We start from the raw sequence: 20,898 nt of genomic DNA on the forward strand, positions 1-20,898 counted from the left end.
GCTCATCGCCAGCACCGTCATAGCCATGTCCTCCCGACCGACGGGAGAACCATGCCACCGTTGCTCCGCCAACCACGCCAGAGAGTGTCATCTCTATCTAGCGGAGGGGTGTCATTTCTATCTGGCGCTTACAACCTTTGAATGTGATAATGCACATTATGTTAAATATAACCCGGGGTGAGGCCGGGGGGGGCCAGGGTCTGTCCCCGCGGGCCTATTCGCCCAGCCGCGCGGCGATGGCTGCCACGAGACCGATGACCACGGCCCATATCGCGCCATAAAGCGCCTTGCGCTGGCCGCTCAAGCGCTGGAGCGCCGCGCTGCGCGACACCAGCGCCAGGCACAGGACAATCCCGAGCAGCGCCACCAGGGTGTCACCGTTCGGGACCGACGCCATCATGCCTCCAGCACCAGGCCGTCATAGCCGACCAGGACATGCGGCGGCACTTCGGCGCTGAGCGTGGCATAGTCCATCGACCGGTCCATGTGCGTCAGAACCGCCCGCTTCACCCGGCAGGCCTCGGCCAGTTCCAGCGACATGGCCAGGTGCGCGTGCGTCGGGTGCGGTTCGCGCTTGAGGCAATCGACCACCAGCAGATCGCAGCCATAGAACAGATCGACCATGTCCCGGTTGATCGCGCTGAAATCGGTGGCGTAGCCGATCGAGCGACCATCGCATTCGAACCGGAACGCGGTGCTCTGTGCCGGGCCGTGGTCCATCTGGCATGAGCGGACCCCGAAGCCGGCACACATCCGCAGGCGGTCGAGCGTGTCGATCGAGCAGATCGTCAGGTAGCCGTGCTGGCCGGCGAACACATAGCCAAAACGGTTGCGCAAGCGGCGCACGGTTTCCTCATGGCCATAGCCCGGGATCGGCGCGCCCCGGCCATAACGCATCGGGCGCAGATCATCGATGCCGTGCGTGTGGTCGGCATGGTCGTGCGTCCAGAACACGGCATCCACTTTGTCGATCCCGTTGGCCAGCAACTGGCTGCGCAGATCGGGCGACGTATCGACCAGCAACCGCGCGCCGGCCCGGTTTTCGACCACGATCGAGACCCGCGACCGGCGGTTGCGCGGCTCGTCCGGATCGCAGTCGCCCCAGTCGCCCCGTCCGTCCGCGCCGCCGATCCGCGGCACCCCGGTGGACGTGCCGCAGCCGAGCATGATCAGTTTCATGCGCCGGGTCCCTCGCTCGGCTGTTGCACCTTACGGAACAAATCATGAAAATTTCGTGTCGTCGTGGCCGCGAGGGCCTCGGGCGTGGTGCCGCGCAGCTCGGCAACGAAGCGCGCCGTATCGGCGACGAAAGCAGGCTCGCACACCTTGCCGCGATGCGGGACCGGAGCCAGGAACGGGGCATCCGTCTCGACCAGCAGGCGGTCCTCGGGGATGTCCCGGGCGATGGCCTGCAGGTCCCTGGCGTTCTTGAAGGTGACGATGCCGGACAGCGAAATGGTCAGGCCCAGCGCCAGCATGTCGCGGGCGAAATCGGCCGAGGCGGTGAAGCAGTGGATCAGCGCGGGGAAGGCCCCCTTCCCCATCTCCTCGGTAACGATGCGGGTGGTGTCATCCTCGGCATCGCGGGTGTGGATGATGAGGGGCAGACCCGTTTCGCGGGCGACGGCGATGTGCACCCGGAACAGGTCCTGTTGCACCTGCCGATCGGAGTGGTCGTAGTAATAGTCCAAACCCGTTTCGCCGATCGCCACGACCCGCGGATGCCGCGCGGCCTCCAGCAGCGCTTCCGCTCCGAGATCGGCGTGCTGGTCGGCCTCGTGCGGGTGGATTCCGACGCTGGCCCAGACGTCGCTCTCCCGCTCGGCCACGGCGATGATCTCGGCCCATTCGCTGCGGCGGGTCGAGATGTTGAGGAAGCCGCCGATGCCGGCTGCCCGGGCGCGTGCCAGCACCGCCGGCTGGTCCTCGGCCAGGCCCTTGTAATTGAGGTGGCAGTGCGAATCGATCAGCATCAGGCCGGTTCGTCCTCGGCGGGCAGTTCCAGCCGCGGGAAGGCCGGGCTGGGCTGGCCGAGCGGCTCGCCGGTGGCCACCCGGCGGGCGAACCATTCGGTGTCACCCAGGGCCGCCAGATCGCGTTCCCCGGCGGGAATGCCAAGCTGGTCCAGCACCTTGGCGGCAGCGGTGGGGACCACCGGGCTGATCGCGATGGTCAGGTCGCGGATCGCCATGAACAGGGTGAGCAGCACCGCGTCCATCCGGGCCGGGTCGGTCTTCTTCAGCGCCCAGGGAGCCTGCTCGTCGATATAGGCGTTGCAGGCGAAAACCGCGCGCATCCAGGCCTCGATCCCGGTCGAGAAGTTCAGCTCGCGGAAGGCCTGCGGGAGCTCGAGCGCACATGCGGTGCGCACCTTGCTGACCAGTTCCTGATCGGCCTCGGTCTCGGCGAAGGTGTGCAGCCTGCCGTCCATGTTCTTGAAGATCATGGAACACACCCGCTGCACCAGATTGCCGAAGCTGTTGGCCAGCTCGGCATTGGCGCGGGTGACGATCGCCTCGGGCGAATAGGACCCATCCTGACCGAAGGCGACCTCGCGCATCAGGAAGTAGCGCAAGGTGTCCACCCCGAACTGCCCGGCCAGCGCCAGCGGATCGGTGACATTGCCGAGCGACTTCGATTCCTTCTGCCCCCGATTGAGCAGGAAGCCATGGCCGAACACCTGCCGCGGCACGGGCAGGCCCGCGCTCATCAGGAAGGCCGGCCAGTAGACCGCATGGAACCGGACGATGTCCTTGCCGATCAGGTGGAGATCGGCCGGCCACCACTTGTCGACCGCAGCCTGATCATCGGGAAAGCCCAGACCGGTGAGGTAGTTGGTCAGGGCGTCGACCCACACGTACATGACATGGCCGTCGCTGCCCGGAACCTTCACGCCCCAGTCGAAGCTGGTCCGCGATACCGACAGATCGCGCAGTCCGCCCTCGACGAAGCGCATCACCTCGTTGCGACGACTGTCCGGCTGGATGAAGTCCGGGTTGTCACGATAGAGCGCCAGAAGCGGTTCGGCATAGTTCGACAGCCGGAAGAACCAGGATTCCTCGACGGTCCACTCGACCGGGGTACCCTGGGGGGAGAGCTTCTCGCCCCCTTCCCCGGTGACGATTTCGCCTTCGTCGTAATAGGCCTCGTCGCGGACCGAGTACCAGCCCTCGTAGCGATCGAGATAGAGGTCGCCCGCGGCCTCCATCCGGCGCCACAGCTCTTGCGTGGCGGCGTGATGGCGGTCTTCGGTGGTGCGCAGGAAGACATCGTAGGACACGTTGAGGGCGTCGCACATATCGATGAAATGCTGCGACATCTCGTCGGCCAGCTGACGCGGGGTAATGTCCAGCTCGCGGGCCTTCTGGGCCATCTTCAGGCCATGCTCGTCGGTTCCGGTCTGGAACCGCACCTCGCGCCCGGCCAGCCGCTGGAAACGGGCGATGACGTCGGCGGCGATCGCTTCATAGGCGTGGCCGATGTGCGGCTTGCCGTTGGGATAGGAGATCGCGGTGGTGATGTAGAAGGGGTCGCCCATGTCCGGCCTGTCTGGAGAAATCGGTCTGGAGAAATCGGTCTGCAGGTGTCTGTCTGACGGTGTCAGGCCGTCTCTCTAGGCAGGGCGACCGAGGCGAGCAACCCGCCGATTTCCATCGCGAGCAGCCCGGGGTCGTAATTGTAGGTCGGCGCCTGCCCCGTCAGCATGGCCAGGCTGGCGTGAGCCTCGATGATCCGGGCCTGCTGCAGGCCAGGCGCGGAGCTCACGGCCCCGGCGAGCACCGCCCGCGCCAGATCGAGCGTGGCAAGCAGCCGCTCACGATCCGGCCGTGCGCCAATCTCCGCCGCCAGTTCGCCACGCAGGGTGAAGTGTTCGTCGCCCTCCCGGATCAGCCGCAGCATGGTGGCGTGCAGCGGGCCGAGTTCCTGTTCGACAAAGCCCAGCGCGATCCCGGGTGAGCCATCGGCGGCGGCGATCGCGGCGGCCCGGGTCGCCGCATCGGCCCGCGGGGCCAGCCGTGCCAGGATCTTGTCCATGTCCTCGCCCCGCAGCGCGGGGAAGCGCACGGTGCGGCAGCGCGAGCGGATCGTGGGGAGCAGCCGTCCGGGACGGTGCGTGACGAGCAGGAAGAAGCTGCCGGTCGGTGGTTCCTCCAGGCTTTTCAGCAGGGCGTTGACCGCGCTTTTTTCCAGATCGTCGGCCGGATCGATGATGATCGCCCGCCGTGCGCCGAGGGTGGGGCGGGTGGTCAGGCGATGCTGGATCTGGCGGACCTGATCGACCGAGATGTTGCGCTTGGTCGCATAGGGCTTGCCCTCTTCTTTGCGGCGGGCATCGTCCTCGGTGGCGGGCAGGGGTTCGACCAGCAGGATGTCGGGGTGCAGCTCGGGCTGCGGCACGCCCGGTTCGGCGACCAGTTCGCGCGCGGCGGCCCTGGCAAAATGCGCCTTGCCGAGCCCCTGCATCCCCGCGAGGATCCAGGCATGATGCATCCGCCCCGACGCCATGGCGGCCCGCCATTCGCGCCAGGCTTCGTCGTGGCCCACCAGCGCCGTCATGTGTTCTGGCCCGTCATGGATTGAGCCCCAGTGCCTGCATGATCAGGGCGTGGGTTTCGCCGGGAGTGCCATTGCCGTCGATGCGGATGAACCGTGCGGGATCAGCGTCAGCCATGGCGGCGAAGCGGGCCGCCACTGCGGCGTGATATTCGGCCGGACGTCCCCCGATGCGGTCTGCGACATCGCCGTCGCGGGCGGCCAGGCGTTCCGTCACCAGCGCCGGACTGACCGTGATGAGCAGCGTGGCATCGGGCAGCAGGCCGCCGCTGCCGATGCGGTGCAGTGCCAGGATATCCTGATCGTCCAGCGCGCCGCCGCCGCCCTGATAGGCGCGACTGGAATCGACGAAGCGATCGCAGATCACCCAACGCCCGGCGGCAAGCGCGGGACGGATCAGGCGCTCGACGTGATCGGACCGGGCCGCCGCGAACAGCAGCGCTTCGGCGCGCGGCCCCCAGCCCTCGCCTTCGGTGGACAGCAGCAGCCGGCGGATCGTCTCGGCGCCGGTCGTTCCGCCGGGCTCACGCGTGACAACGGCGTCGATTCCGCGCGCCGCCAGCGCCTCGGCCAAGAGGCGGCACTGGGTCGACTTGCCCGCCCCTTCCCCGCCTTCGAGAGCAATGAACCGGCCCGTCCCCGTCATGTGAACAGCCCCAGCAGGCCGTTGCGGAGGCGCGCCAGCAGCCCCGCCCGCGGCACGTCGGTGCCTGCCGCCAGCGGAACGCGGTGCCCGGTCCGGTTGCCCACGGTGATCTCCAGTTCGGCGACGATATCACCTTTCCGCACCGGCGCTTCCAGCGGACCGGCATAGACCACCCGCAGCCGCACCGGCGCGCGGGTGCCGCGCGGGCTGGCGGCGGAGATCGGTCCCGGGGCGACCAGCGGCAGGCTGCGCGCCTCGCCCTGCTGCACCGCGGCCGTGCCGACCTGTTCGCCCGCGCTGAACAGGGTGCGGCTGTCGAACGCGGCAAATCCCCAGTTCATCAGCGCCTCGGCGGCCTTGGCCCGGTCCTTCGGGGTGTAGGCCCCGCCGATCACCATCACCAGCCGCCGCCCATCGCGGATCGCCGAGCCGAGGAAGCCATAGCCCGCCTGGTTGGTGAACCCGGTCTTGATCCCGTCGGCGCCTTCCAGCTTGCCCAGGATCGGATCGTGATTGCGCTGGGTGATGCCGTTCCAGGTCATCGTCGGGTGGCCGATATAGGTGCGATACAGATCGGGATGCCGCACCAGCATGGCCTGGGCCAGGGTGGCGAGATCGTGGGCCGAGACATAGGTCTGCCCTTCGTCCATCCAGCCGTTGGGCGTGCCGAAATGGCTGTCCTTCATCCCCAGCCGGCGCGCCTCGGCGTTCATCAACGCCAGCCAGTTGGGCACGCTGCCCGCCGCGCCCTCGGCGAGGACGATGCAACCGTCGTTGGCCGAGACATTGGCGATGCCCATCAGCAGATCGTGAACGGTGACGTCGTGCGCCCGATCCAGGAACATGGTCGAGCCCACCGCATGCCAATCGCGGTAGGCGCCTTCGCTCATCCGGAAGACCTGCTCGGGCCGCAACTGCCCGCGCGCGAGCAGCTCGAAGGCGACATAGAGCGTCATCACCTTGGTGATCGAGGCGGGCACAAAGCGGCGGTCGGGCTCTTTCGCATAAAGCACCTGACCCGATCCCAGATCGACCAGCAGCGCCACCGGCACCGGGGCGAGCTCGGCCGGGGGGAGGTTCGCGTCGGAGAGGGGCGACGGCACGGACGAGGCGGCGCCCATTCCCTGTCCGAACACGCCCTGCCCGACGACGGCGTCGAGCGGCAGGGTGGTCAGCGGCAAGGCTATAGCCAGCAGGACGGCAAGCGAGCGTTTCAAGGAGGCTCCGGTCAGCGCGAGAGCGCGCCGGCCGGATCGCGCAGGGGATCAGTCGGCGTGCTGGATTCGGGCTTCGCTATAGCCCGCTGCCTTGGCCTTGGCGAGGGCGGCGCCGGCCTCCGCGGCCGTGGCGAAGCCACCGATCCGGACGCGGAAGAGCCGCCCGGCCGGGCTGACCGCGCCCCCCACCCGCGCCGCCACGGCAGCGGCCGCCGTCCGGCTTGAAAAGGCACCGACCTGGACAACGACCTGGCCGCCGCCGACCGGGCGCGGCGCTTGGGCCGCCCTGGAGACCGGGGTCGGCCGGGGTTCGGTCATTGTGGCCGGTGCGGGCCTTTGCACGGACGGCATGACGGCGGGCCGCTTGGGTCCGGACGGCGCGGGCGCCGCCGGCGGCGGCGCCGCAACCGGTGCGGGAACGGGAGCTGGTGCCGGGGGCATCGGTGCCGCGTTGGGGTCAAGCCGGCGCATCAGCACGCCGACCAGCGACATCGGGGTATCCATCCGCTGGGCGGCGGGTTGCCCGGACCGCAGCAGGGCCCGTTCCGGCTCTGCCGGGTTGACGCGGCGAATGCGGATCGGGGTCCGGGGATCGCCGGTGCCGAGCTGTTCGGCGGCCCCGGGCGACAAGGCGATGATCGCGTTGCCGCTCATCGGTCCGCGCCGCTCGACCCGGACGAGGATGGTCCTGCCCGTGCGGAGCGAGGTGATCTCGGCATAGCTGGGCAGCGGCAGGGTGCGGTGGGCGATGCTGATCCCCTGCCCCAGCGCGGGATCGATCACCGCGTAGCCCACCTTGTCATAGTTCAGGGTATCGGCCGGGGTGTACGTCACCCCGTCGACCGTGAACGGCGCGCCCAGCACCATCGGGTAATCGGCTGCAGGGCCGGTCGGCGGGGCGGGCGGCAGCTTGTCCCGGGCTACCGCCGTCGCCAGGGTTCCACCCAACAGCATTCCGGCCATAAACCAGCGCTTGAGCCTGTCAGCGCGCAATTTCATCGGCAAGCAATCCCACGGACAAGGCATAGAAGTTCGAGCAGTTGTATTCCAGGATGACCCGATAATTCCCGGTTAACAGGTAGGCGGTCTGCCCCGGCCCGTCTGGTTCGATCAGGCTGGCTAGCACATCATCCGCAATAGCGCCTAGGGGCACCACGCCGTTTGTCCGCCATTCCGCCACGGTCTGCCAGCGGGCGTGGCGGGCATGGACCCGCGGACATTCGGGCGCGGTCAGGCGGCTGGTCACGCCGGCGCGGTCGAACCCGGGCGGGACCTGCGCGGGAACGCCCCAGGGCTGCCCGGTGCGCCAGCCCGCATCGTGGAAGTAGTTGGCGATCGACGCCAGGGTATCGGCCCGGCTGGTCCAGATGTCGCGCCGCCCGTCGCCGTCGCCATCCACCGCCAGCCGCAGGTACATGCTCGGCAGGAACTGGGGATTGCCAAAGGCTCCGGCCCATGATCCCTTCAACTGGGCACGGGGCACTCCGCTGTCCGCCATCTTGAGCACGGCGATGAATTCCTGCGCGAACAGCTCGCGCCGACGTCCCTCGTAGGCGAGCGTGGCGAGCGAGCGCGCCAGATCGAAGTCGCCGGTGTAGCGCCCGTAGTTGGTCTCGTGCCCCCAGATCGCCAGCAGGATCGGCGCGGGCACGCCATAGCGCGCCTCGATCCCCGGAATCATCGGGGCGGCGCTGGCGTACATTGCCCGCCCCGCCCCGATCCGCGCGGCATCGACATGGGTTCGCCGGTAGGGGGCAAAGGCGGGAATGGCGGACGGGGTCGATCCCGGCTGGGCCCGGTCCAGCGCGATCACTTTGGGATTGGGCGTGAGGCCCGCGGTCATCGCCTGAATGGTGGATTCGCGAATCCCCTCCCCCCGCGCCCGCGCGCTCAGGAGCTGGAGATAGGCGGAGAAGCCGTTTTCTGCCTGGCCGGACATCGGCTCGGGCACCAGTTGCGGCACCGCCTGCCCGGGAGGGCGTGGCTGGTCGGACTGCGCCAGCACCGGGGCGATCGTCAGGGCCACACCCCAGGCCAGGATCTTGCGGACTAGGCGAAACGAAAGCGTCATCGCCCAGGTCTTCGCACAGCGGGCCGGCCTTGCAAATCCGGACTGCCGCAAATTCAACGGTAACGGTCTCGCGTCTCGTGCGGACGCGGGGGTGACAAGCGCCGCCGGGAACGCTAGCGCGCATCAGGCGCGGACAGGTGGCCGAGTGGTTTAAGGCAGCGGTCTTGAAAACCGCCGTGGGTGCAAGCTCACCGTGGGTTCGAATCCCACCCTGTCCGCCAAGTTTCCAATACAATCAGCCGGTTATCGCGCGTTTTTCTCTCTTGCCCATGACTAAGCCCACTTAAAGCGGCTGGTTGGCATCGAACGGCTGCGCACTAGCCTGGACCGTTACAGCTTTGCGCGAGTGGGGAAGGTCGGTTACTTTGCCTGGCAAAGCTTCAATGTGGGGGCAGAATGAAACGCGCGCTTATTGTGGTTTGTGGGTTTAGTGTAATGTGCTCGGCTTCGGCGGGTGCGCAGGCCAAGATCGATTTTGCGTTGTACGAAGGAAAGCCGGTCGTCCGGACCGGCGAAGGTGGCACCAAGATCACAAAGAACGGAATTGATTACTGGACCAGCGGGGAACCTCCGCGCCGGTATCAGGTAATTGCGATGGTGCAGGACAAGCGCGACGAGTTTTGGGATGGCGGCCATGCAGTCGGAAGCCCATCCATAGCAGCCAAGGTCAAAAAGGCTGGTGGCGATGCCGTCATCATTCAAAGCGAGAATGAGGCGGGACATGGGGGCGGTTACAGCAGCACCACTGGCAGCGCCTCTGGTGGGCTAGGCTGGCTTTTTGGGTTTGGCGCATCGGGCGGCAGCAAAACCATTACAAGGATGGTGGTTGTAAAGTACCTCCCGGACATTGCTGATCCTGCTTCACCGCCATCTCCCTCGAACCCGACGCAATGACTTTGCCCCACTGCCTTAGTCGTTGCCCATAGTTGGGGGGATCGAATGCGCAACACCATCCCGCGTCGGCACCGCTTCAATGTCCAGCGAATCCCACCCTTCGGTAATGAATGCGACCAGCGCCTCCCGGGTAGCGTCTCGCTCATGAGGCCGCACCTTAGGTTCCCACAGCAGCCGAAACAGGTGCTTTGGCGCAACCGCTAGCCGCAGGGCTAGGCGCAATCGCAGATCGGCCGCATGCAGCTTTGTTCTTCTCATGTTCCCATTTGGGATTGGATGGCCCGATTTGGCAAGAGTCGGATGCGAGGTATGTGAATAGCCTCTGCCGTCTCTTCTCAGGCCGTACAGCTAGGCTTGATATGATGTCGGCCTCTGGCGCCTCGCAACGCAATACCGATCAGTGCCAGGCCCGTCATCATGCAAGCCCACGTCGAAGGCTCTGGCACGGCGGAAACGGACACCAGCGGGACATAAGGAGTGATGACAGGCCTAGGGCCAGTCCAAACCCCTTCAGCAACGGACATAGATGTCGTGTAGAACGATCCGTACGCATATTGCTGGAAAGTCCATGCACCGAGCGTGTTGTCGGTGGTGGAGATTTGGAAACCTCCCCCGCCGCTCACCATTCCAGAAAATGGTCCCGTTAGTGCGGCTGGCAAACGGTTCGATTGTTCTGAAACACCGTTCTGGATTAGATTGACTATCTGAAAACGAGAATCTTCAAGCCGATCCCAAACGTTTGAGCTTTGTCCAGAATAAATCAAACCATCAGATGGAGAAACCTGATTGTAGGCATTAAGGGAAGAAAGAAAATTGATATTGTTTAAGGTGACTGTTCGCCCATTGATTATTATAGATGCAGTGATTCCTGGACCTTGTCCCCATGAGCTTGGATCAGTACTAACTAGGTTGTAAGTTGCAGTCTGAACCAAATATGGTGCTATCGCGGTGTCGAAGACATATGTCGTCCTAAAGGACAATCCATCTAAGGCCGTGTTGCTGGCGCCAAAGACCCCGGTGTAATCGAATCCACTTTTGACGGTGCCTTCATAGGTAACATTCACGATCGCGCCATTGGCTACGTCGGAAACGGCCAGCGTTGCGACGGTAGCACCGACCAGTGCCAAGCAATAACGCGCAAAATTCATGGCGTGCCCCGGATCAAAAACCACCGGATTACGATAGCCACCTAAGCAGTTCCGCGAAATCGTGCGCGCCGAAGGCGATCGTTCCGAAACGAGACTGAGCGGTTCAAACCTCCAGGACATCAATCATCCGGCATAGCTCGCGAACCCGGGCCAGGGCATCGATCGTCTCGGCCGATCGCCCACCGTGTCGCCATGCATTGCGGTTGCCCATCGGCGCGCCACTACCCTTGCCGCCGTGCATCCGGCACCGCTTCGCACCCTTCACGGCTGGCGATCGGCACGCCGTTCCCGCTCGGGTTCGGGCATGGCAGCGCGGGGCCTGTGCCAGCCGCGCCGGTTCCGGTTGCATGGGGTTGTCCGCACAGGCTTCCATTTTCTCTACCCCCCTGGTGGTGGTGGAATTGGTCGGCGATCACGGCTTGCCCGCCTTCGTTCACGTGAACGTGTCGCACGGTTTGTTCGCGGGGCTGGTGAAGCTTCGCCAGCGCCTCAATCGCCTGTCGGCTTCCGGCCTGTGCCTTCACGGCAATGCGGGCATAGGTTTCCGTCGCCTGTAGATACTCGCCCATGTTGCAGGCCATGCGCCGCGCCATCTCGGTAAAGATCGCGTCCAGTGTCATGGCTTGGGCCGCAAGCGTGCGGCTGGCGAACGACAGGTCACCTTTCGCGGCCTTGTCGGTCGCCTCCTTCACCGCGTCGGCATAATCCCCGAGCCCGGGGGCTATGTCCGAACCTCTAACATGCGATGCATAAACCTGTGAGGTTGTCTGCCCGCTTGCTGCATTTTTGATTTGGGCTGGAGCGGTTCGCATCATGCGTCCGAAAACCGATGGTGGTGCAATAGCAATCGGCTGCTCCACTTGGCTCTTGAGCTTCATGGCGGCCCTGTTGTTCATATCCTTCAGTGGAATGCAGCTTTATGGCTTCCATTCCGATGAGCCGTGGAGTTGGGCAGGCTGGTTCGTACTGTTCATCTCTCCGATTGGCCTTCCGTTGCTGTTCGGCGCGCCGATGGTCATTGTTCTGAGACTACTGGTTATGTGGTGGAAGCACATCACCGTCAGACGCAATCAATAACTGGTGTGGGTTGGCAATAGACAGCCTTGCTACGCCTCTGACCTAAAGCGGCGTTCACCGGATGGGTACTTTAGCCATCGGTTTAGGAAAATGCGGAACGCGGCCCAGCCATCCGGTTCTCCCTTCTGGCTTGCCCGCCGCTGGGCGGGACCCTCCCTCCCCCTGTTCAGGCCGCCCGTTCAGGCCCCCCGTTCAGGCCCCCCGTTCAGGCCTTGATGAGCAGCCCTTGCCCGGTCGGCAGCGACAGAACCTGCGTTCCCTTGCTGCGGGCGAACTCGTCCATCGCCAGTTTCTGTGAGCGGTAGCCTACGAAGGCATAGTCATCGAGCAGGATCAGCCCGCCGCGCACCAGCCGCGGCCAGAGAAATTCGGCGGCGGCAACCTCGGGCGGGGCACAGTTCATGTCGATGTGGGCGAAGGCAAAGCAGTGCGAATCGATCTGCGCCAGGGTGTCGGGCACCGGCCCCTGGATCACCCGGGCAGCCGGCCATTGCGCGAAGTTGGCGCGCACTGCGTCGACATCGAACGTGTAGAACCCGATATCGATGTCGTGCCGGTTGCGTTCGATCACCCCGATCGCGCGGTCATCATCGTTGATGTAGCGCTCATCGATCCCGGCGAAGGTATCGAGCAGGTAGAACCGCCGGCCAGTCCCGTTCCAGTCCAGCAGGTGCATGATCGCGGAGCTCATGAAGCCGCGGTTGACCCCGAACTCGGCGAAATCGCCCGGAAGCTTCGCCGCCATGCGCGCGGCCCACAGGCCGGTGTGAACCCGCCAGTGCCAGCCATAGTCCGCCCCTGCGGCCTTCACCCCGCGGGCATAGGCGGCCTGGAACTCCGGATCGTGCATGAATTCGTGATTGTGCCGGCTGCGCAGCCCGTCCTGATCATAAACCGGATCCGCATCGTCGGCTTCAGCGGTTGGCTGCGGCGGCGGCACCTCTGTCTCGGCCGGAGCCGTAGGATCAGGCACCGGTTGAGCCGCACTGGTTGCGGGGGTGGCCGGCACCGGCCGGGCGTCGGCCCAGGCCGTGATCGCGATCGCATCGGGAAAACGCACCGCGCTGATCGCCACGCCGCGAAACCCCGCGGTCAGGACCATGGCCCAGACATCGGCACCGAACTCGGTATGAACCAGATAGTCCCCCCGCCCTTCGGCAGGATCGCCATGATAGCTGGGGGCCAGGCCGGCGCGGTTGCGGGTCAGGCGGCCGTGGATCGTCGGCACGGTGAAGCTAAGCTGGCCGCCGGGGGCCAGCAGTCGCCGGCACTCCTCGAGCGCGACGAGCGGGTGTTCGACATGTTCCAGCGTGTCCGAATGCAGGATCAGGTCGAAGCTGCCATCGGCAAAGGGCAGCCTGCGCATGTCATATTCGGGATAGTCGGCGCGAACATAGCCGGGAAGTGCAACCAGCGCCGCCGAGAGCCCGTCGGCGCCGTTGCAGTCAAGCACGCGCCAGCCGTCGAGCATGCCGTCCGCGATCGCCATGCGCAGCGGCAGCGCCGTACCCGCCCGCGCACGGATCGCATCGGCCAGAGCAATGATCCGCAGGTTGGCACCGCAGCCCTCGCACAGGCAGCCCTGCTGCCGGTCGATGGTGTCGCGCTCGGCCTCGGACAGTTGCCATTCGGCAATCAGTTCCGGCCACAGCACCTTCTGCTCACGAAAGGATGTGCCGCCGCATACCCCGCAGTGCAGATCGTGCATCGTTGGCTCCATCTGCCGGAGGCCCCGCCCGGCGCCTGACGGCGTTCAGCCTAGCCGGCTGGCGGCAAAAGACAATTGCGCGCCGACAGGATATCCCGCCGACGCGCTTGCCGGGATCAGATGTGGATGGCCCGCCCGTAGGCCTGCAACACGCTTTCGTGCATCATTTCCGACAGGGTCGGGTGCGGGAATACGGTCTGCATCAGCTCGGCTTCGGTGGTCTCCAGCGTGCGGCCGACGACATAGCCCTGGATCAGCTCGGTCACCTCGGCGCCGACCATGTGCGCGCCCAGCAGCTCACCGGTCTTGGCATCGAACACGGTCTTGATCAGCCCCTCGGGCTCACCCAGCGCGATCGCCTTGCCATTGCCGATGAAGGGGAACTTGCCGACCTTGAGCTCGTGCCCGGCCTCCTTTGCCTTGGCCTCGGTCAGGCCGACGCTGGCGACCTGCGGGTGGCAATAGGTGCAGCCGGGGATGTTGCGCCGGTCGAGCGGGTGCGGATGCACGTCCTTGTTGCCCAGCTCCTGCGCGATGGCCTCGGCGGTGGTCACGCCTTCATGGCTGGCCTTGTGCGCCAGCCACGGGCCCTCGACGACGTCGCCGATCGCCCAGACGCCCTTGACGTTGGTGCGGCCATAGGGGTCGGTCTTGATGTGGAACCGCTTGTCCGGTTCGATCCCCAGCGTTTCCAGTCCGATGTTCTCGACATTGGGCACGATGCCCACGGCGACGATCACATGGCTGAAGGTTTCGGTGGTTTCCTTGCCGGCGCCGTCCTTGATCGTTACCTTGACCCCGTCCGCCCCGTTGTCGACCGCGCTGACGCCGGCCTTGGTCAGGATGCGGATGCCCTGCTTGGTCAGGGCCTTCTCCAGGAAGGCGGAAATGTCGGCGTCTTCCACCGGGACGATCCGGTCCATCATCTCCACCACGGTCACCTCGGTGCCCATGTCATTGTAGAAGCTGGCGAATTCAATTCCGATCGCGCCGGACCCGATGACCAGCAGCTTGCTCGGCAGTTCCGCCGGGACCATGGCGTGGCGATAGGTCCAGATCCGCTTGCCGTCCGACTTGGCGAACGGCAGCTCGCGCGCGCGGGCGCCCGTGGCGATGATGATGTGCTTGGCGGTCAGCACTTCGCTGCCCTTGTCGCCGGTCACCTCGAGCTTGCCCGGGGCGACGAGCTTGCCCATGCCCATGTGCACCGTGATCTTGTTCTTCTTCATCAGGCCGGTGACGCCCATGTTGAGCTGCTTAGCCACCCCGCGCGAGCGGGCGACGATCGCCTGAAGATCGGCGGTGATGTTGTCGGCGGCCAGACCATAGTCCTTGGCGTGCTTCATCTGGTGCAGCACCTCGGCCGAGCGCAGCAGGGCCTTGGTCGGGATGCAGCCCCAGTTGAGGCAGATGCCGCCCAGGTTCTCGCGCTCGACTATCGCGGTCTTGAGGCCCAACTGGGCGCAGCGGATCGCGGCGACATAGCCACCGGGGCCCGAGCCGAGGACGATCACATCATACTGGTCAGCCACGTCGTATCTACTCCTGTCCCACGGGACGGGGTCTGCCGTCCTCGTCCACGGCGACGAAGGTGAAGGTTGCTTCCGTCACCTTGTGCGCCACGTCCTGGTGGCGGTTGCGCCGCCAGGCTTCGATTGCAATCACCATCGAGCTGCGGCCGACCCGGCCGAGCGAGCCATAGACCGAAACCTCGTCCCCGACCTTGACCGGCAGCAGGAACTGCATGCCGTCCATCGCCACGGTCACCGCGCGGCCACGCGAATGGCGCGCCGCGATCAGCCCTGCCCCCATGTCCATGAGGCTCATCAGCCAGCCGCCGAAGATATCGCCATAGGCATTGGCATCGGCCGGCATGGCGGTGACGCGGATCACGGGTTCCTGCGAGGGCGGGGAAGACATGGTTGGGTCCTGCTCCGCCGATGTCAGGCCAGCAGCGCCAGCGGGCTTTCCACCAGCTCGCGGAAGGCGGCCATCAGCCGCGCCCCATCGGCCCCGTCGATCGCGCGGTGATCGAAGCTGCCCGTCACGGTCATCGCCTGGGCCACGCCCAGCGTGCCGTCCGCCATCACCCAGGGCCGCTTCTCACCCGCGCCAACGGCCAGGATGGTCGACTGCGGCGGGTTGATTACGGCGGTGAACTGCTTGATTCCCATCATGCCCATGTTCGAGATGCTGGCGGTGCCGCCCTGATACTCGCCGGGCTGAAGCTTGCCTTCCTTGGCGCGTTGGCCAAGATCCTTCATCGCCGTCGCGATCGAGCTCAGGCTGCGGCCGTTGGCGTCCTGCACGATCGGGGTGATCAGCCCGTTGGGAATGCTCACCGCCACGGAGATGTCGGCGCGCTCGTAATGGATCATCTCGTCACCGGCGAAGGTCACGTTGCATTCCGGCACGCGGATCAGCGCCTTGCCCAGGGCCTTGATCAGCATGTCGTTGACCGACAGCTTGATCCCGTCCTTCTCCAGCGCGGCGTTGAGCTCGGTGCGCAGCGCGAGCAGCTTGTCGAGCTGGACATCGACCGTCAGGTAGATGTGCGGAGCCTGCTGCATCGACTGGGTCAGCCGCTTGGCGATGGTCTTGCGCATGGACGACAGCGGCTGGATGCTGTGCGGGATGCGATCGTCGAGCAGGCTGGCGGTGCTGGCTGCTGCCACCGGTGCCGCAGCGGGCGCCGGTGCGGCGGCCCGAGGGGCCGGCGCCGCGGCTGCCGGGGCGGCCGCTGCGGGAGCGCCAGTCGACTGCGCCGCTTCGATATCGGCGCGAACGATCCGGCCATTGGGTCCGGTTCCGACCACATTGGCCAGGTCGATCCCCCGTTCGGCGGCCAGGCGGCGGGCCAGCGGCGAGGCCGAGAGGCGCGCCGCATCGGCCGATGCCGGGCTCGCAGGGGCAGCGGTGGCCGGCTTGCTCGGTGCGGGCGCGGCAGCCGGGGCGGCGACAGCCGGCGCCGAGGCCTTGGCCGGTGCGGCGCTCGGCGCGGCGGCCTCGCCGTCACCGGCGATGGTCGCGATGACCGTGCCGACCTTCACGCCGGGGGTACCGGCCTCAACCGAAATCGAGGCAATCGTCCCTTCGTCGACCGCTTCGTACTCCATCGTTGCCTTGTCGGTCTCGATCTCGGCCAGGATGTCGCCCGGGCCAACCTTGTCGCCGACCTTGACCAACCACTTGGCGAGCGTACCCTCTTCCATGGTGGGGGAAAGGGCCGGCATCTTGATCTCGATAGGCATCGCTGCGCTCATGCTCCCGGAGTTATCTGATCGTGGCCTGCGGTTTTGGGCGGATGCCCGGCGAAGGCAAGCGACAATGCAGAGGTTTTGCCATATTGGCACTCTGAATTCGTTTCGGGGGTGAAATGAGAACCTATCTGGTAATTCTCGACGAGACAGAGGAAGCCCGGGCGGCCCTGCGCTTCGCCTCGCGCCGCGCCGCCAAGACCGGTGGGGCCCTGCACCTGCTGGCGGTGGTGCCCCGCCAGGAGTTCGTCGCCTTTGGCGGTGTCCAGGCCACGATCGAGGAGGAAGCCTATGCGCGGGCCGAGACGCTGGTCACGTCGCTGGCCGGCAACGTCTTCTCCGAAAGCGGCAAGATGCCGGTCATTGCCGTGCGCCAGGGCGAAGCGATCAGGGTCGTGACCGACTATCTGTCCGACCACCCCGAAGTGGCCGCGCTGGTGCTCGGCGCGGGGGCGGACGGGACACCGGGGCCGCTGGTCACCTGGTTTGCGGGAAGCGGCATGGGGACCCTGCCCTGCCCGCTGTACATCATCCCGCCGACCCTGGACGAGGCGCGGCTCGACACCCTGAGCTGACCCCGGCCGGCCAGCGCCTACTTGCGCCGTCCCTGATGGCGGATGTTGGCCGGTCGCCCGCGTCGGCCGACCAGGTGACCGCCGCGCTTCTTCAGCGCAACCGGGCGGCCACGCGGCTCGATCCGCCCGCCTCCGTCGACCAGTTCGAACTTGAGCGCGCCGGTCAGCGGGTTGGCCTCGGCCAGCCGCAACTCCTGCATCTGCCCGATGGCATATCGCACTCCGCTTTCGATGCCTTCCAGCACCTGGGCCTTCTCGTCATAGGCGAAGTGCTCGTCGCCCAGGGTGGAGACCGGGACCAGCCCGTCGCCGCCCAGCCCGACGATCGTGGCGAAGAAGCCGAAGCTGCGCACCCCGGTGATGCGGGTGGTGAACACCTCGCCCACCCGGGCGGAAAGCCAGGCGGCGACATAGCGGTCGATCGTCTCGCGCTCGGCCATCATCGCCCGCCGCTCGGCCGCGCTGATCGCCTCGCTGATCCGGGACAGGTCGGCGCGGTCGCGCTCGGCCAGGCCCGAGTGCGCGGGGAGCCCATCGCCCGGGGCCGGTTGCTCCAGCGCGAAGGCATCGACCAGGGCGCGGTGGATCAACAGGTCCGAATAGCGCCGGATCGGCGAGGTGAAATGGGCGTAGGAGCCCAGCGACAGGCCGAAGTGGCCGGCATTGCGCGGGCCGTAATAGGCCTGGGTCTGGCTGCGCAGCACGGCCTCCATCACCAGCGCCTTCTCGGCCTCGTCGGTGATGTCCTTGAGCATGCGGTTGAACAGCCCGGGGGTGATCACCTGCCCCAGCGCCAGCTTCTTGCCGAAGGTGGCGAGGTAGTCCTTGAGCGCGACCAGCTTCTCGCGGCTCGGCGGCTCGTGGATGCGATAGACCACCGGGGCGGTCCGACTTTCCAGCGCCTTGGCCGCGGCGACATTGGCCGCGATCATGAAGTCCTCGACCACGCGGTGCGCGTCGAGCCGTTCGCGCACGGCGATCTCGGTGATGCGGCCCTGCTCGTCGAGCTTGACCCGCTGCTCCGGCAGCTCCAGCTCCAGCGGGTCGCGCGCGTCCCGGGCCTTGGCCAGCAGGCGCCAGGCGTCCCACAGGTGGCGCAGGTGCGGCTCGGCGCGGTCATCATCGATCCGCGCCTGGGCGTCCTCATAGGCGATCACCTCGGCAATCCGGACCAGCGCGCGGGTGAAGCGGAAGTCCTTGACCCGCCCATGCGCGTCGATGGCCAGGTGGCAGGCCATGGCCGCCCGATCCGCGCCGCTGCGCAGCGAGCAGACATCGGCGGACAGGACCTCGGGCAGCATCGGCACCACGCGGTCGGGGAAATAGACCGAATTGCCGCGCTTGCGTGCCTCGCGGTCGAGGGCCGAGCCCGGCCGCACGTAGAAGCTGACATCGGCAATCGCCACCACCGCGCGGAAGCCGCCCTCGCCGTCGGGTTCGGCCCAGATCGCGTCGTCATGGTCGCGCGCATCCGACGGATCGATCGCCACGATCGGCAGGGCCCGCAGGTCCTCGCGCCGATCCTCGGTCAGCGCCACGGCGGCGGCGCGCTGGGCCTCGTCCAGCACCTCGCGGGCGAAGACATGGGGGATGCCGTGCTTGTGGATCGCGATCAGGCTGAACGCCCGCGGGGCCAGCGGATCGCCCAGAACGGCGGTCACCTTCACCCCGGCGCGCGGGCTGCGCCCGGCCGGCTCGGCCAGAACCAGTTGCCCCGGCTCGGCCCCGCCAAGATCGGCAATCGGCACGGCGTTGCGCACCCGCTTGTCCACCGGGGCGAGCCAGCCCTTGCCCGCCGCGTCGACCTCGACCACGCCCAGCACCTGCTCGTCCTCGGTGGCGAGCTTCTTCATCGGATGCGCGATCCATCCGGTGCCGGTCTCTTCGGTCCGGGCCAGCACGCGGTCCCCCGGGCGCAGCGCCGGGCTGCGCGCGGCGCCCTTGCCGCGGGCTTCGATCAGCCGCAGCCGTGGCGGTGGGGTGGCATCGTCGGGCTGCCAGGTCGCGGGAATGGCGATCGGTTCGCCATCCTCGATCTCGACCACGCGCAGCACGGTGACCCGCGGCACCCCGCCCAGGCGGTGGAATGCCGTGCGGTTGCCATCGATCAGCCCTTCATCCGCCATGTCGCGCAGCAGGGCCTTGAGCTGGATCTTCTCCTGCCCCTTCAGCCCGAAGGCGCGCGCGATTTCCCGTTTGCCGGCGGGCTCTTCCGACTGGGCGATGAAATCGAGCACCTGCTGGCGCGAAGGCAGGCCTTGCGGGAACGCAGGCTTGCGAAGGGGGGGCTTGCGAAGGGGGGGCTTGGTCATGTCGCGGTCGTCCTTGGGCCCAAAGCGGCCCAAAGACAATCCGCCCTGCGCGCGACCGGGGCCGGGCTTGGGACTGGGACCGGGACCGGAATCAGGGGGCGAGCGGCGTGAACTGGCCACCCGGCAGCGCCGAGGAGATCGGGCTTTCGCTGCCGTCCGCAGCGCGGGCACTGACCCCGAACACCCAGTCATCGCCCCGCAGCCCGTCGAACCGGGTCGTCGTCGCCGGCGCGGCGACGATCACCGGATCGGCATCCCAGGTGCCGGCATCGGTGCGCCGCCGCCAGACCGCATAGTGCGTCGCGCCGTCCACCGGTTGCCAGGACAGGTCGGTGTAGGTCTTGACCGCGAAGTCCGCCTTGGCGACCGGGGGCATCGGCGCCCGGGCCAGGGCCGCGAGGGCCGCCACGTTCAGCTCGGTCACCCGGCGCAGATAGGGAAAGTCCATGGCCTCGGGCAGATCGCCATAGGGCGTGCCGTTGTCCTCGCGCACGTCCTGGTGCTGCCGGTGGAAGTTTTCGACCGCCACGGTGAAGCGGATCGCCGGATAGCCCATCTCCTCGAACGGCAGATGGTCGCCGCCGCGCCCGGCCCGGTCCGCGCGCCAGATCTGCCGCACCGCGAAGCCGTCAGCCCGCTGGCCGGCGAGGGCCGCGACGTAGCGGGAGAGATTGCGGCTCGGGCTGTCGTTCTCGCCGCCATAGGCCCGCTGCGCCTTGCGGGTCTTGTCATCGAGGTCGGCCCGCGGCCCTTCGGAGAACACCCGGACGTGCCGGTCATCGACATAGCCGTCCGATCCCCGCGAATTGCCGACGATATCGTTGTTGAGCACGGCCTTGACGGTCCAGCCCTGGGCCTTGGCATATTCGGCCAGCAACCGCCCGCCATAGAGCCCCTGCTCCTCCCCGCTCAGCACGGCATAGACGATGGTGGTCGGGAAGGTCCGCTTGGACAGGACCCGGGCCGCCTCGAGCACCAGCGCCGTACCCGATCCATCGTCATTCGCACCCGGGGCATCGCCGGTGAAGTCCATCTCGTTGCTGCGGCGCGAATCGATGTGTCCCTGGACGATCACCACCTCGTTCGGCCGCTCGGTCCCGCGCTGGATCGCCAGCACGTCGACCAGATTGACCGGCTCGGGGATCCGGTTGCCCGAGACCACCTTGGCCGGCAGCGCGATCTCCAGGCAGTTGCCGCAAGCCTTGCCGGTCTTGCGGAACTCGGCCTCGGCCCAGGCCCGCGCGGCGCCGATGCCGCGCTTGGGGTCGGTCTGGCTCGACAGGGTGTGCCGGGTGCCGAAGGCGACCAGCCGGTCGACATCGGCGCGCAGCCGCGCTTCGGACACGGTGCCGGACGCCGGCGCCTCGGCGGCGTGGACCGGGGCATGGGCCGTGGTGGCCAGGATGAGCGGAGCGATCAGGAGCAGGGGCTTGGTCATG

The 20,898-nt window shown here is 66.9% G+C and carries 22 protein-coding genes and 1 tRNA gene; 4 read left to right on the forward strand and 19 right to left on the reverse strand.

Annotated elements, in window-relative coordinates; translation table 11 throughout:
* Nucleotides 1–214: 214 nt before the first annotated feature.
* The 9 genes from H7F49_RS10035 to H7F49_RS10075 form a co-directional block, all read right to left on the reverse strand.
* The gene (locus tag H7F49_RS10035) at nucleotides 215–400 is read right to left on the reverse strand and encodes a hypothetical protein (protein ID WP_185683465.1); all 186 of its coding nucleotides are present in this window, start codon (nucleotides 398–400) and stop codon (nucleotides 215–217) included.
* Nucleotides 397–1,179: an MBL fold metallo-hydrolase gene (locus tag H7F49_RS10040; protein WP_185683466.1), complete on the reverse strand. Its 783-nt coding sequence runs from the start codon at nucleotides 1,177–1,179 to the stop codon at nucleotides 397–399. The genes H7F49_RS10035 and H7F49_RS10040 overlap by 4 nt, the downstream gene beginning before the upstream one ends.
* Nucleotides 1,176–1,973, reverse strand: a complete 798-nt coding sequence (locus H7F49_RS10045) for a TatD family hydrolase (protein ID WP_185683467.1) — start codon at nucleotides 1,971–1,973, stop codon at nucleotides 1,176–1,178. Before H7F49_RS10045 ends, H7F49_RS10040 begins: the two co-directional genes overlap by 4 nt.
* Nucleotides 1,973–3,538: a methionine--tRNA ligase gene (gene metG, locus H7F49_RS10050; RefSeq protein WP_185683468.1), complete on the reverse strand. Its 1,566-nt coding sequence runs from the start codon at nucleotides 3,536–3,538 to the stop codon at nucleotides 1,973–1,975. The genes H7F49_RS10045 and metG overlap by 1 nt, the downstream gene beginning before the upstream one ends.
* A gap of 62 nt (nucleotides 3,539–3,600) precedes the next feature.
* Nucleotides 3,601–4,557, reverse strand: coding sequence for an AAA family ATPase (locus tag H7F49_RS10055; RefSeq protein WP_185683469.1), 957 nt, complete (start codon nucleotides 4,555–4,557; stop codon nucleotides 3,601–3,603).
* Nucleotides 4,558–4,570: 13 nt separating this feature from the next.
* Entirely contained in the window at nucleotides 4,571–5,200 is a 630-nt protein-coding gene (gene tmk / locus H7F49_RS10060; RefSeq protein WP_185683470.1) for a dTMP kinase, read from the reverse strand.
* Nucleotides 5,197–6,417 carry a D-alanyl-D-alanine carboxypeptidase family protein gene (locus H7F49_RS10065; RefSeq protein ID WP_235982073.1) on the reverse strand — a complete coding sequence of 407 codons (1,221 nt, stop codon included), beginning with the start codon at nucleotides 6,415–6,417 and terminating at the stop codon, nucleotides 5,197–5,199. The genes tmk and H7F49_RS10065 overlap by 4 nt, the downstream gene beginning before the upstream one ends.
* 48 nt (nucleotides 6,418–6,465) lie before the next feature.
* Nucleotides 6,466–7,416 carry a septal ring lytic transglycosylase RlpA family protein gene (locus H7F49_RS10070; RefSeq protein ID WP_235982074.1) on the reverse strand — a complete coding sequence of 317 codons (951 nt, stop codon included), beginning with the start codon at nucleotides 7,414–7,416 and terminating at the stop codon, nucleotides 6,466–6,468.
* Nucleotides 7,400–8,356, reverse strand: coding sequence for a lytic murein transglycosylase (locus H7F49_RS10075; RefSeq protein WP_185683529.1), 957 nt, complete (start codon nucleotides 8,354–8,356; stop codon nucleotides 7,400–7,402). Before H7F49_RS10075 ends, H7F49_RS10070 begins: the two co-directional genes overlap by 17 nt.
* A 263-nt stretch (nucleotides 8,357–8,619) precedes the next feature.
* Between H7F49_RS10075 and H7F49_RS10080 the strand changes: the two genes are divergently transcribed.
* Nucleotides 8,620–8,709 (forward strand) — tRNA-Ser (locus H7F49_RS10080).
* Between the two features lie 175 nt (nucleotides 8,710–8,884).
* A complete protein-coding gene (locus tag H7F49_RS10085; RefSeq protein WP_185683471.1) occupies nucleotides 8,885–9,382 on the forward strand; it encodes a hypothetical protein in 498 nt (165 codons plus the stop codon).
* A 15-nt stretch (nucleotides 9,383–9,397) separates the two neighbouring features.
* Here the strand turns inward: H7F49_RS10085 and H7F49_RS10090 are convergent, their stop codons facing one another.
* The 4 genes from H7F49_RS10090 to H7F49_RS10100 all read right to left on the reverse strand — a co-directional run bounded on the left by H7F49_RS10090 (nucleotide 9,398) and on the right by H7F49_RS10100 (nucleotide 11,345).
* Nucleotides 9,398–9,640 (reverse strand): hypothetical protein, encoded by a 243-nt coding sequence (locus H7F49_RS10090; RefSeq protein ID WP_185683472.1) that lies wholly within the window; start codon nucleotides 9,638–9,640, stop codon nucleotides 9,398–9,400.
* Between the two features lie 77 nt (nucleotides 9,641–9,717).
* On the reverse strand, nucleotides 9,718–10,554 hold the full coding sequence (locus H7F49_RS10095) for a PEP-CTERM sorting domain-containing protein (RefSeq protein ID WP_185683473.1): 837 nt from the start codon (nucleotides 10,552–10,554) through the stop codon (nucleotides 9,718–9,720).
* Between the two features lie 79 nt (nucleotides 10,555–10,633).
* A complete protein-coding gene (locus tag H7F49_RS19965) occupies nucleotides 10,634–10,795 on the reverse strand; it encodes a hypothetical protein (protein ID WP_407940303.1) in 162 nt (53 codons plus the stop codon).
* Entirely contained in the window at nucleotides 10,752–11,345 is a 594-nt protein-coding gene (locus H7F49_RS10100) for a hypothetical protein (RefSeq protein WP_185685414.1), read from the reverse strand. Before H7F49_RS10100 ends, H7F49_RS19965 begins: the two co-directional genes overlap by 44 nt.
* Here H7F49_RS10100 and H7F49_RS10105 point away from each other — a divergent pair.
* Entirely contained in the window at nucleotides 11,344–11,607 is a 264-nt protein-coding gene (locus H7F49_RS10105; protein WP_185685415.1) for a hypothetical protein, read from the forward strand. The genes H7F49_RS10100 and H7F49_RS10105 overlap by 2 nt on opposite strands.
* Nucleotides 11,608–11,812: 205 nt before the next feature.
* On the opposite strand, the gene H7F49_RS19335 is transcribed toward H7F49_RS10105, so the two are convergent.
* The 4 genes from H7F49_RS19335 to H7F49_RS10130 form a co-directional block, all read right to left on the reverse strand.
* Nucleotides 11,813–13,315, reverse strand: coding sequence for a class I SAM-dependent methyltransferase (locus tag H7F49_RS19335; protein ID WP_214647754.1), 1,503 nt, complete (start codon nucleotides 13,313–13,315; stop codon nucleotides 11,813–11,815).
* Nucleotides 13,316–13,431: 116 nt separating this feature from the next.
* Nucleotides 13,432–14,847, reverse strand: a complete 1,416-nt coding sequence (lpdA, locus tag H7F49_RS10120; RefSeq protein WP_185683476.1) for a dihydrolipoyl dehydrogenase — start codon at nucleotides 14,845–14,847, stop codon at nucleotides 13,432–13,434.
* A 7-nt stretch (nucleotides 14,848–14,854) separates the two neighbouring features.
* Nucleotides 14,855–15,235 carry an acyl-CoA thioesterase gene (locus H7F49_RS10125; protein WP_185683477.1) on the reverse strand — a complete coding sequence of 127 codons (381 nt, stop codon included), beginning with the start codon at nucleotides 15,233–15,235 and terminating at the stop codon, nucleotides 14,855–14,857.
* A 23-nt stretch (nucleotides 15,236–15,258) separates the two neighbouring features.
* Nucleotides 15,259–16,566, reverse strand: a complete 1,308-nt coding sequence (locus H7F49_RS10130) for a pyruvate dehydrogenase complex dihydrolipoamide acetyltransferase (protein WP_185683478.1) — start codon at nucleotides 16,564–16,566, stop codon at nucleotides 15,259–15,261.
* A 125-nt stretch (nucleotides 16,567–16,691) separates the two neighbouring features.
* On the opposite strand from H7F49_RS10130, the gene H7F49_RS10135 reads away from it, so the two are divergent.
* The gene (locus tag H7F49_RS10135) at nucleotides 16,692–17,147 is read left to right on the forward strand and encodes a universal stress protein (protein ID WP_185683479.1); all 456 of its coding nucleotides are present in this window, start codon (nucleotides 16,692–16,694) and stop codon (nucleotides 17,145–17,147) included.
* 17 nt (nucleotides 17,148–17,164) lie between these two features.
* Here the strand turns inward: H7F49_RS10135 and H7F49_RS10140 are convergent, their stop codons facing one another.
* Entirely contained in the window at nucleotides 17,165–19,459 is a 2,295-nt protein-coding gene (locus H7F49_RS10140) for a ribonuclease R family protein (protein ID WP_185683480.1), read from the reverse strand.
* 91 nt (nucleotides 19,460–19,550) lie between these two features.
* Nucleotides 19,551–20,897: a M28 family peptidase gene (locus tag H7F49_RS10145; protein ID WP_185683481.1), complete on the reverse strand. Its 1,347-nt coding sequence runs from the start codon at nucleotides 20,895–20,897 to the stop codon at nucleotides 19,551–19,553.
* Between the last annotated feature and the right edge of the window lies 1 nt (nucleotide 20,898).

This window comes from Novosphingobium aerophilum (assembly GCF_014230305.1).
GTDB lineage: Bacteria > Pseudomonadota > Alphaproteobacteria > Sphingomonadales > Sphingomonadaceae > Novosphingobium > Novosphingobium aerophilum.

Coding starts and splice junctions, on each gene's coding strand:
- H7F49_RS10035 (WP_185683465.1), bottom strand. CDS start 400: ATGATGGCGTCGGTCCCGAACGGTGACACCCTGGTGGCGCTGCTCGGG.
- H7F49_RS10045 (WP_185683467.1), bottom strand. CDS start 1,973: ATGCTGATCGATTCGCACTGCCACCTCAATTACAAGGGCCTGGCCGAG.
- H7F49_RS10075 (WP_185683529.1), bottom strand. CDS start 8,356: ATGTCCGGCCAGGCAGAAAACGGCTTCTCCGCCTATCTCCAGCTCCTG.
- tmk (WP_185683470.1), bottom strand. CDS start 5,200: ATGACGGGGACGGGCCGGTTCATTGCTCTCGAAGGCGGGGAAGGGGCG.
- H7F49_RS10140 (WP_185683480.1), bottom strand. CDS start 19,459: ATGACCAAGCCCCCCCTTCGCAAGCCCCCCCTTCGCAAGCCTGCGTTC.
- H7F49_RS10130 (WP_185683478.1), bottom strand. CDS start 16,566: ATGCCTATCGAGATCAAGATGCCGGCCCTTTCCCCCACCATGGAAGAG.
- metG (WP_185683468.1), bottom strand. CDS start 3,538: ATGGGCGACCCCTTCTACATCACCACCGCGATCTCCTATCCCAACGGC.
- H7F49_RS10070 (WP_235982074.1), bottom strand. CDS start 7,416: ATGAAATTGCGCGCTGACAGGCTCAAGCGCTGGTTTATGGCCGGAATG.
- H7F49_RS10125 (WP_185683477.1), bottom strand. CDS start 15,235: ATGTCTTCCCCGCCCTCGCAGGAACCCGTGATCCGCGTCACCGCCATG.
- H7F49_RS19335 (WP_214647754.1), bottom strand. CDS start 13,315: ATGCACGATCTGCACTGCGGGGTATGCGGCGGCACATCCTTTCGTGAG.
- H7F49_RS10135 (WP_185683479.1), top strand. CDS start 16,692: ATGAGAACCTATCTGGTAATTCTCGACGAGACAGAGGAAGCCCGGGCG.
- H7F49_RS10055 (WP_185683469.1), bottom strand. CDS start 4,557: ATGACGGCGCTGGTGGGCCACGACGAAGCCTGGCGCGAATGGCGGGCC.
- H7F49_RS10040 (WP_185683466.1), bottom strand. CDS start 1,179: ATGAAACTGATCATGCTCGGCTGCGGCACGTCCACCGGGGTGCCGCGG.
- H7F49_RS10085 (WP_185683471.1), top strand. CDS start 8,885: ATGAAACGCGCGCTTATTGTGGTTTGTGGGTTTAGTGTAATGTGCTCG.
- H7F49_RS10105 (WP_185685415.1), top strand. CDS start 11,344: ATGCGTCCGAAAACCGATGGTGGTGCAATAGCAATCGGCTGCTCCACT.
- H7F49_RS10100 (WP_185685414.1), bottom strand. CDS start 11,345: ATGATGCGAACCGCTCCAGCCCAAATCAAAAATGCAGCAAGCGGGCAG.
- H7F49_RS10090 (WP_185683472.1), bottom strand. CDS start 9,640: ATGAGAAGAACAAAGCTGCATGCGGCCGATCTGCGATTGCGCCTAGCC.
- H7F49_RS10145 (WP_185683481.1), bottom strand. CDS start 20,897: ATGACCAAGCCCCTGCTCCTGATCGCTCCGCTCATCCTGGCCACCACG.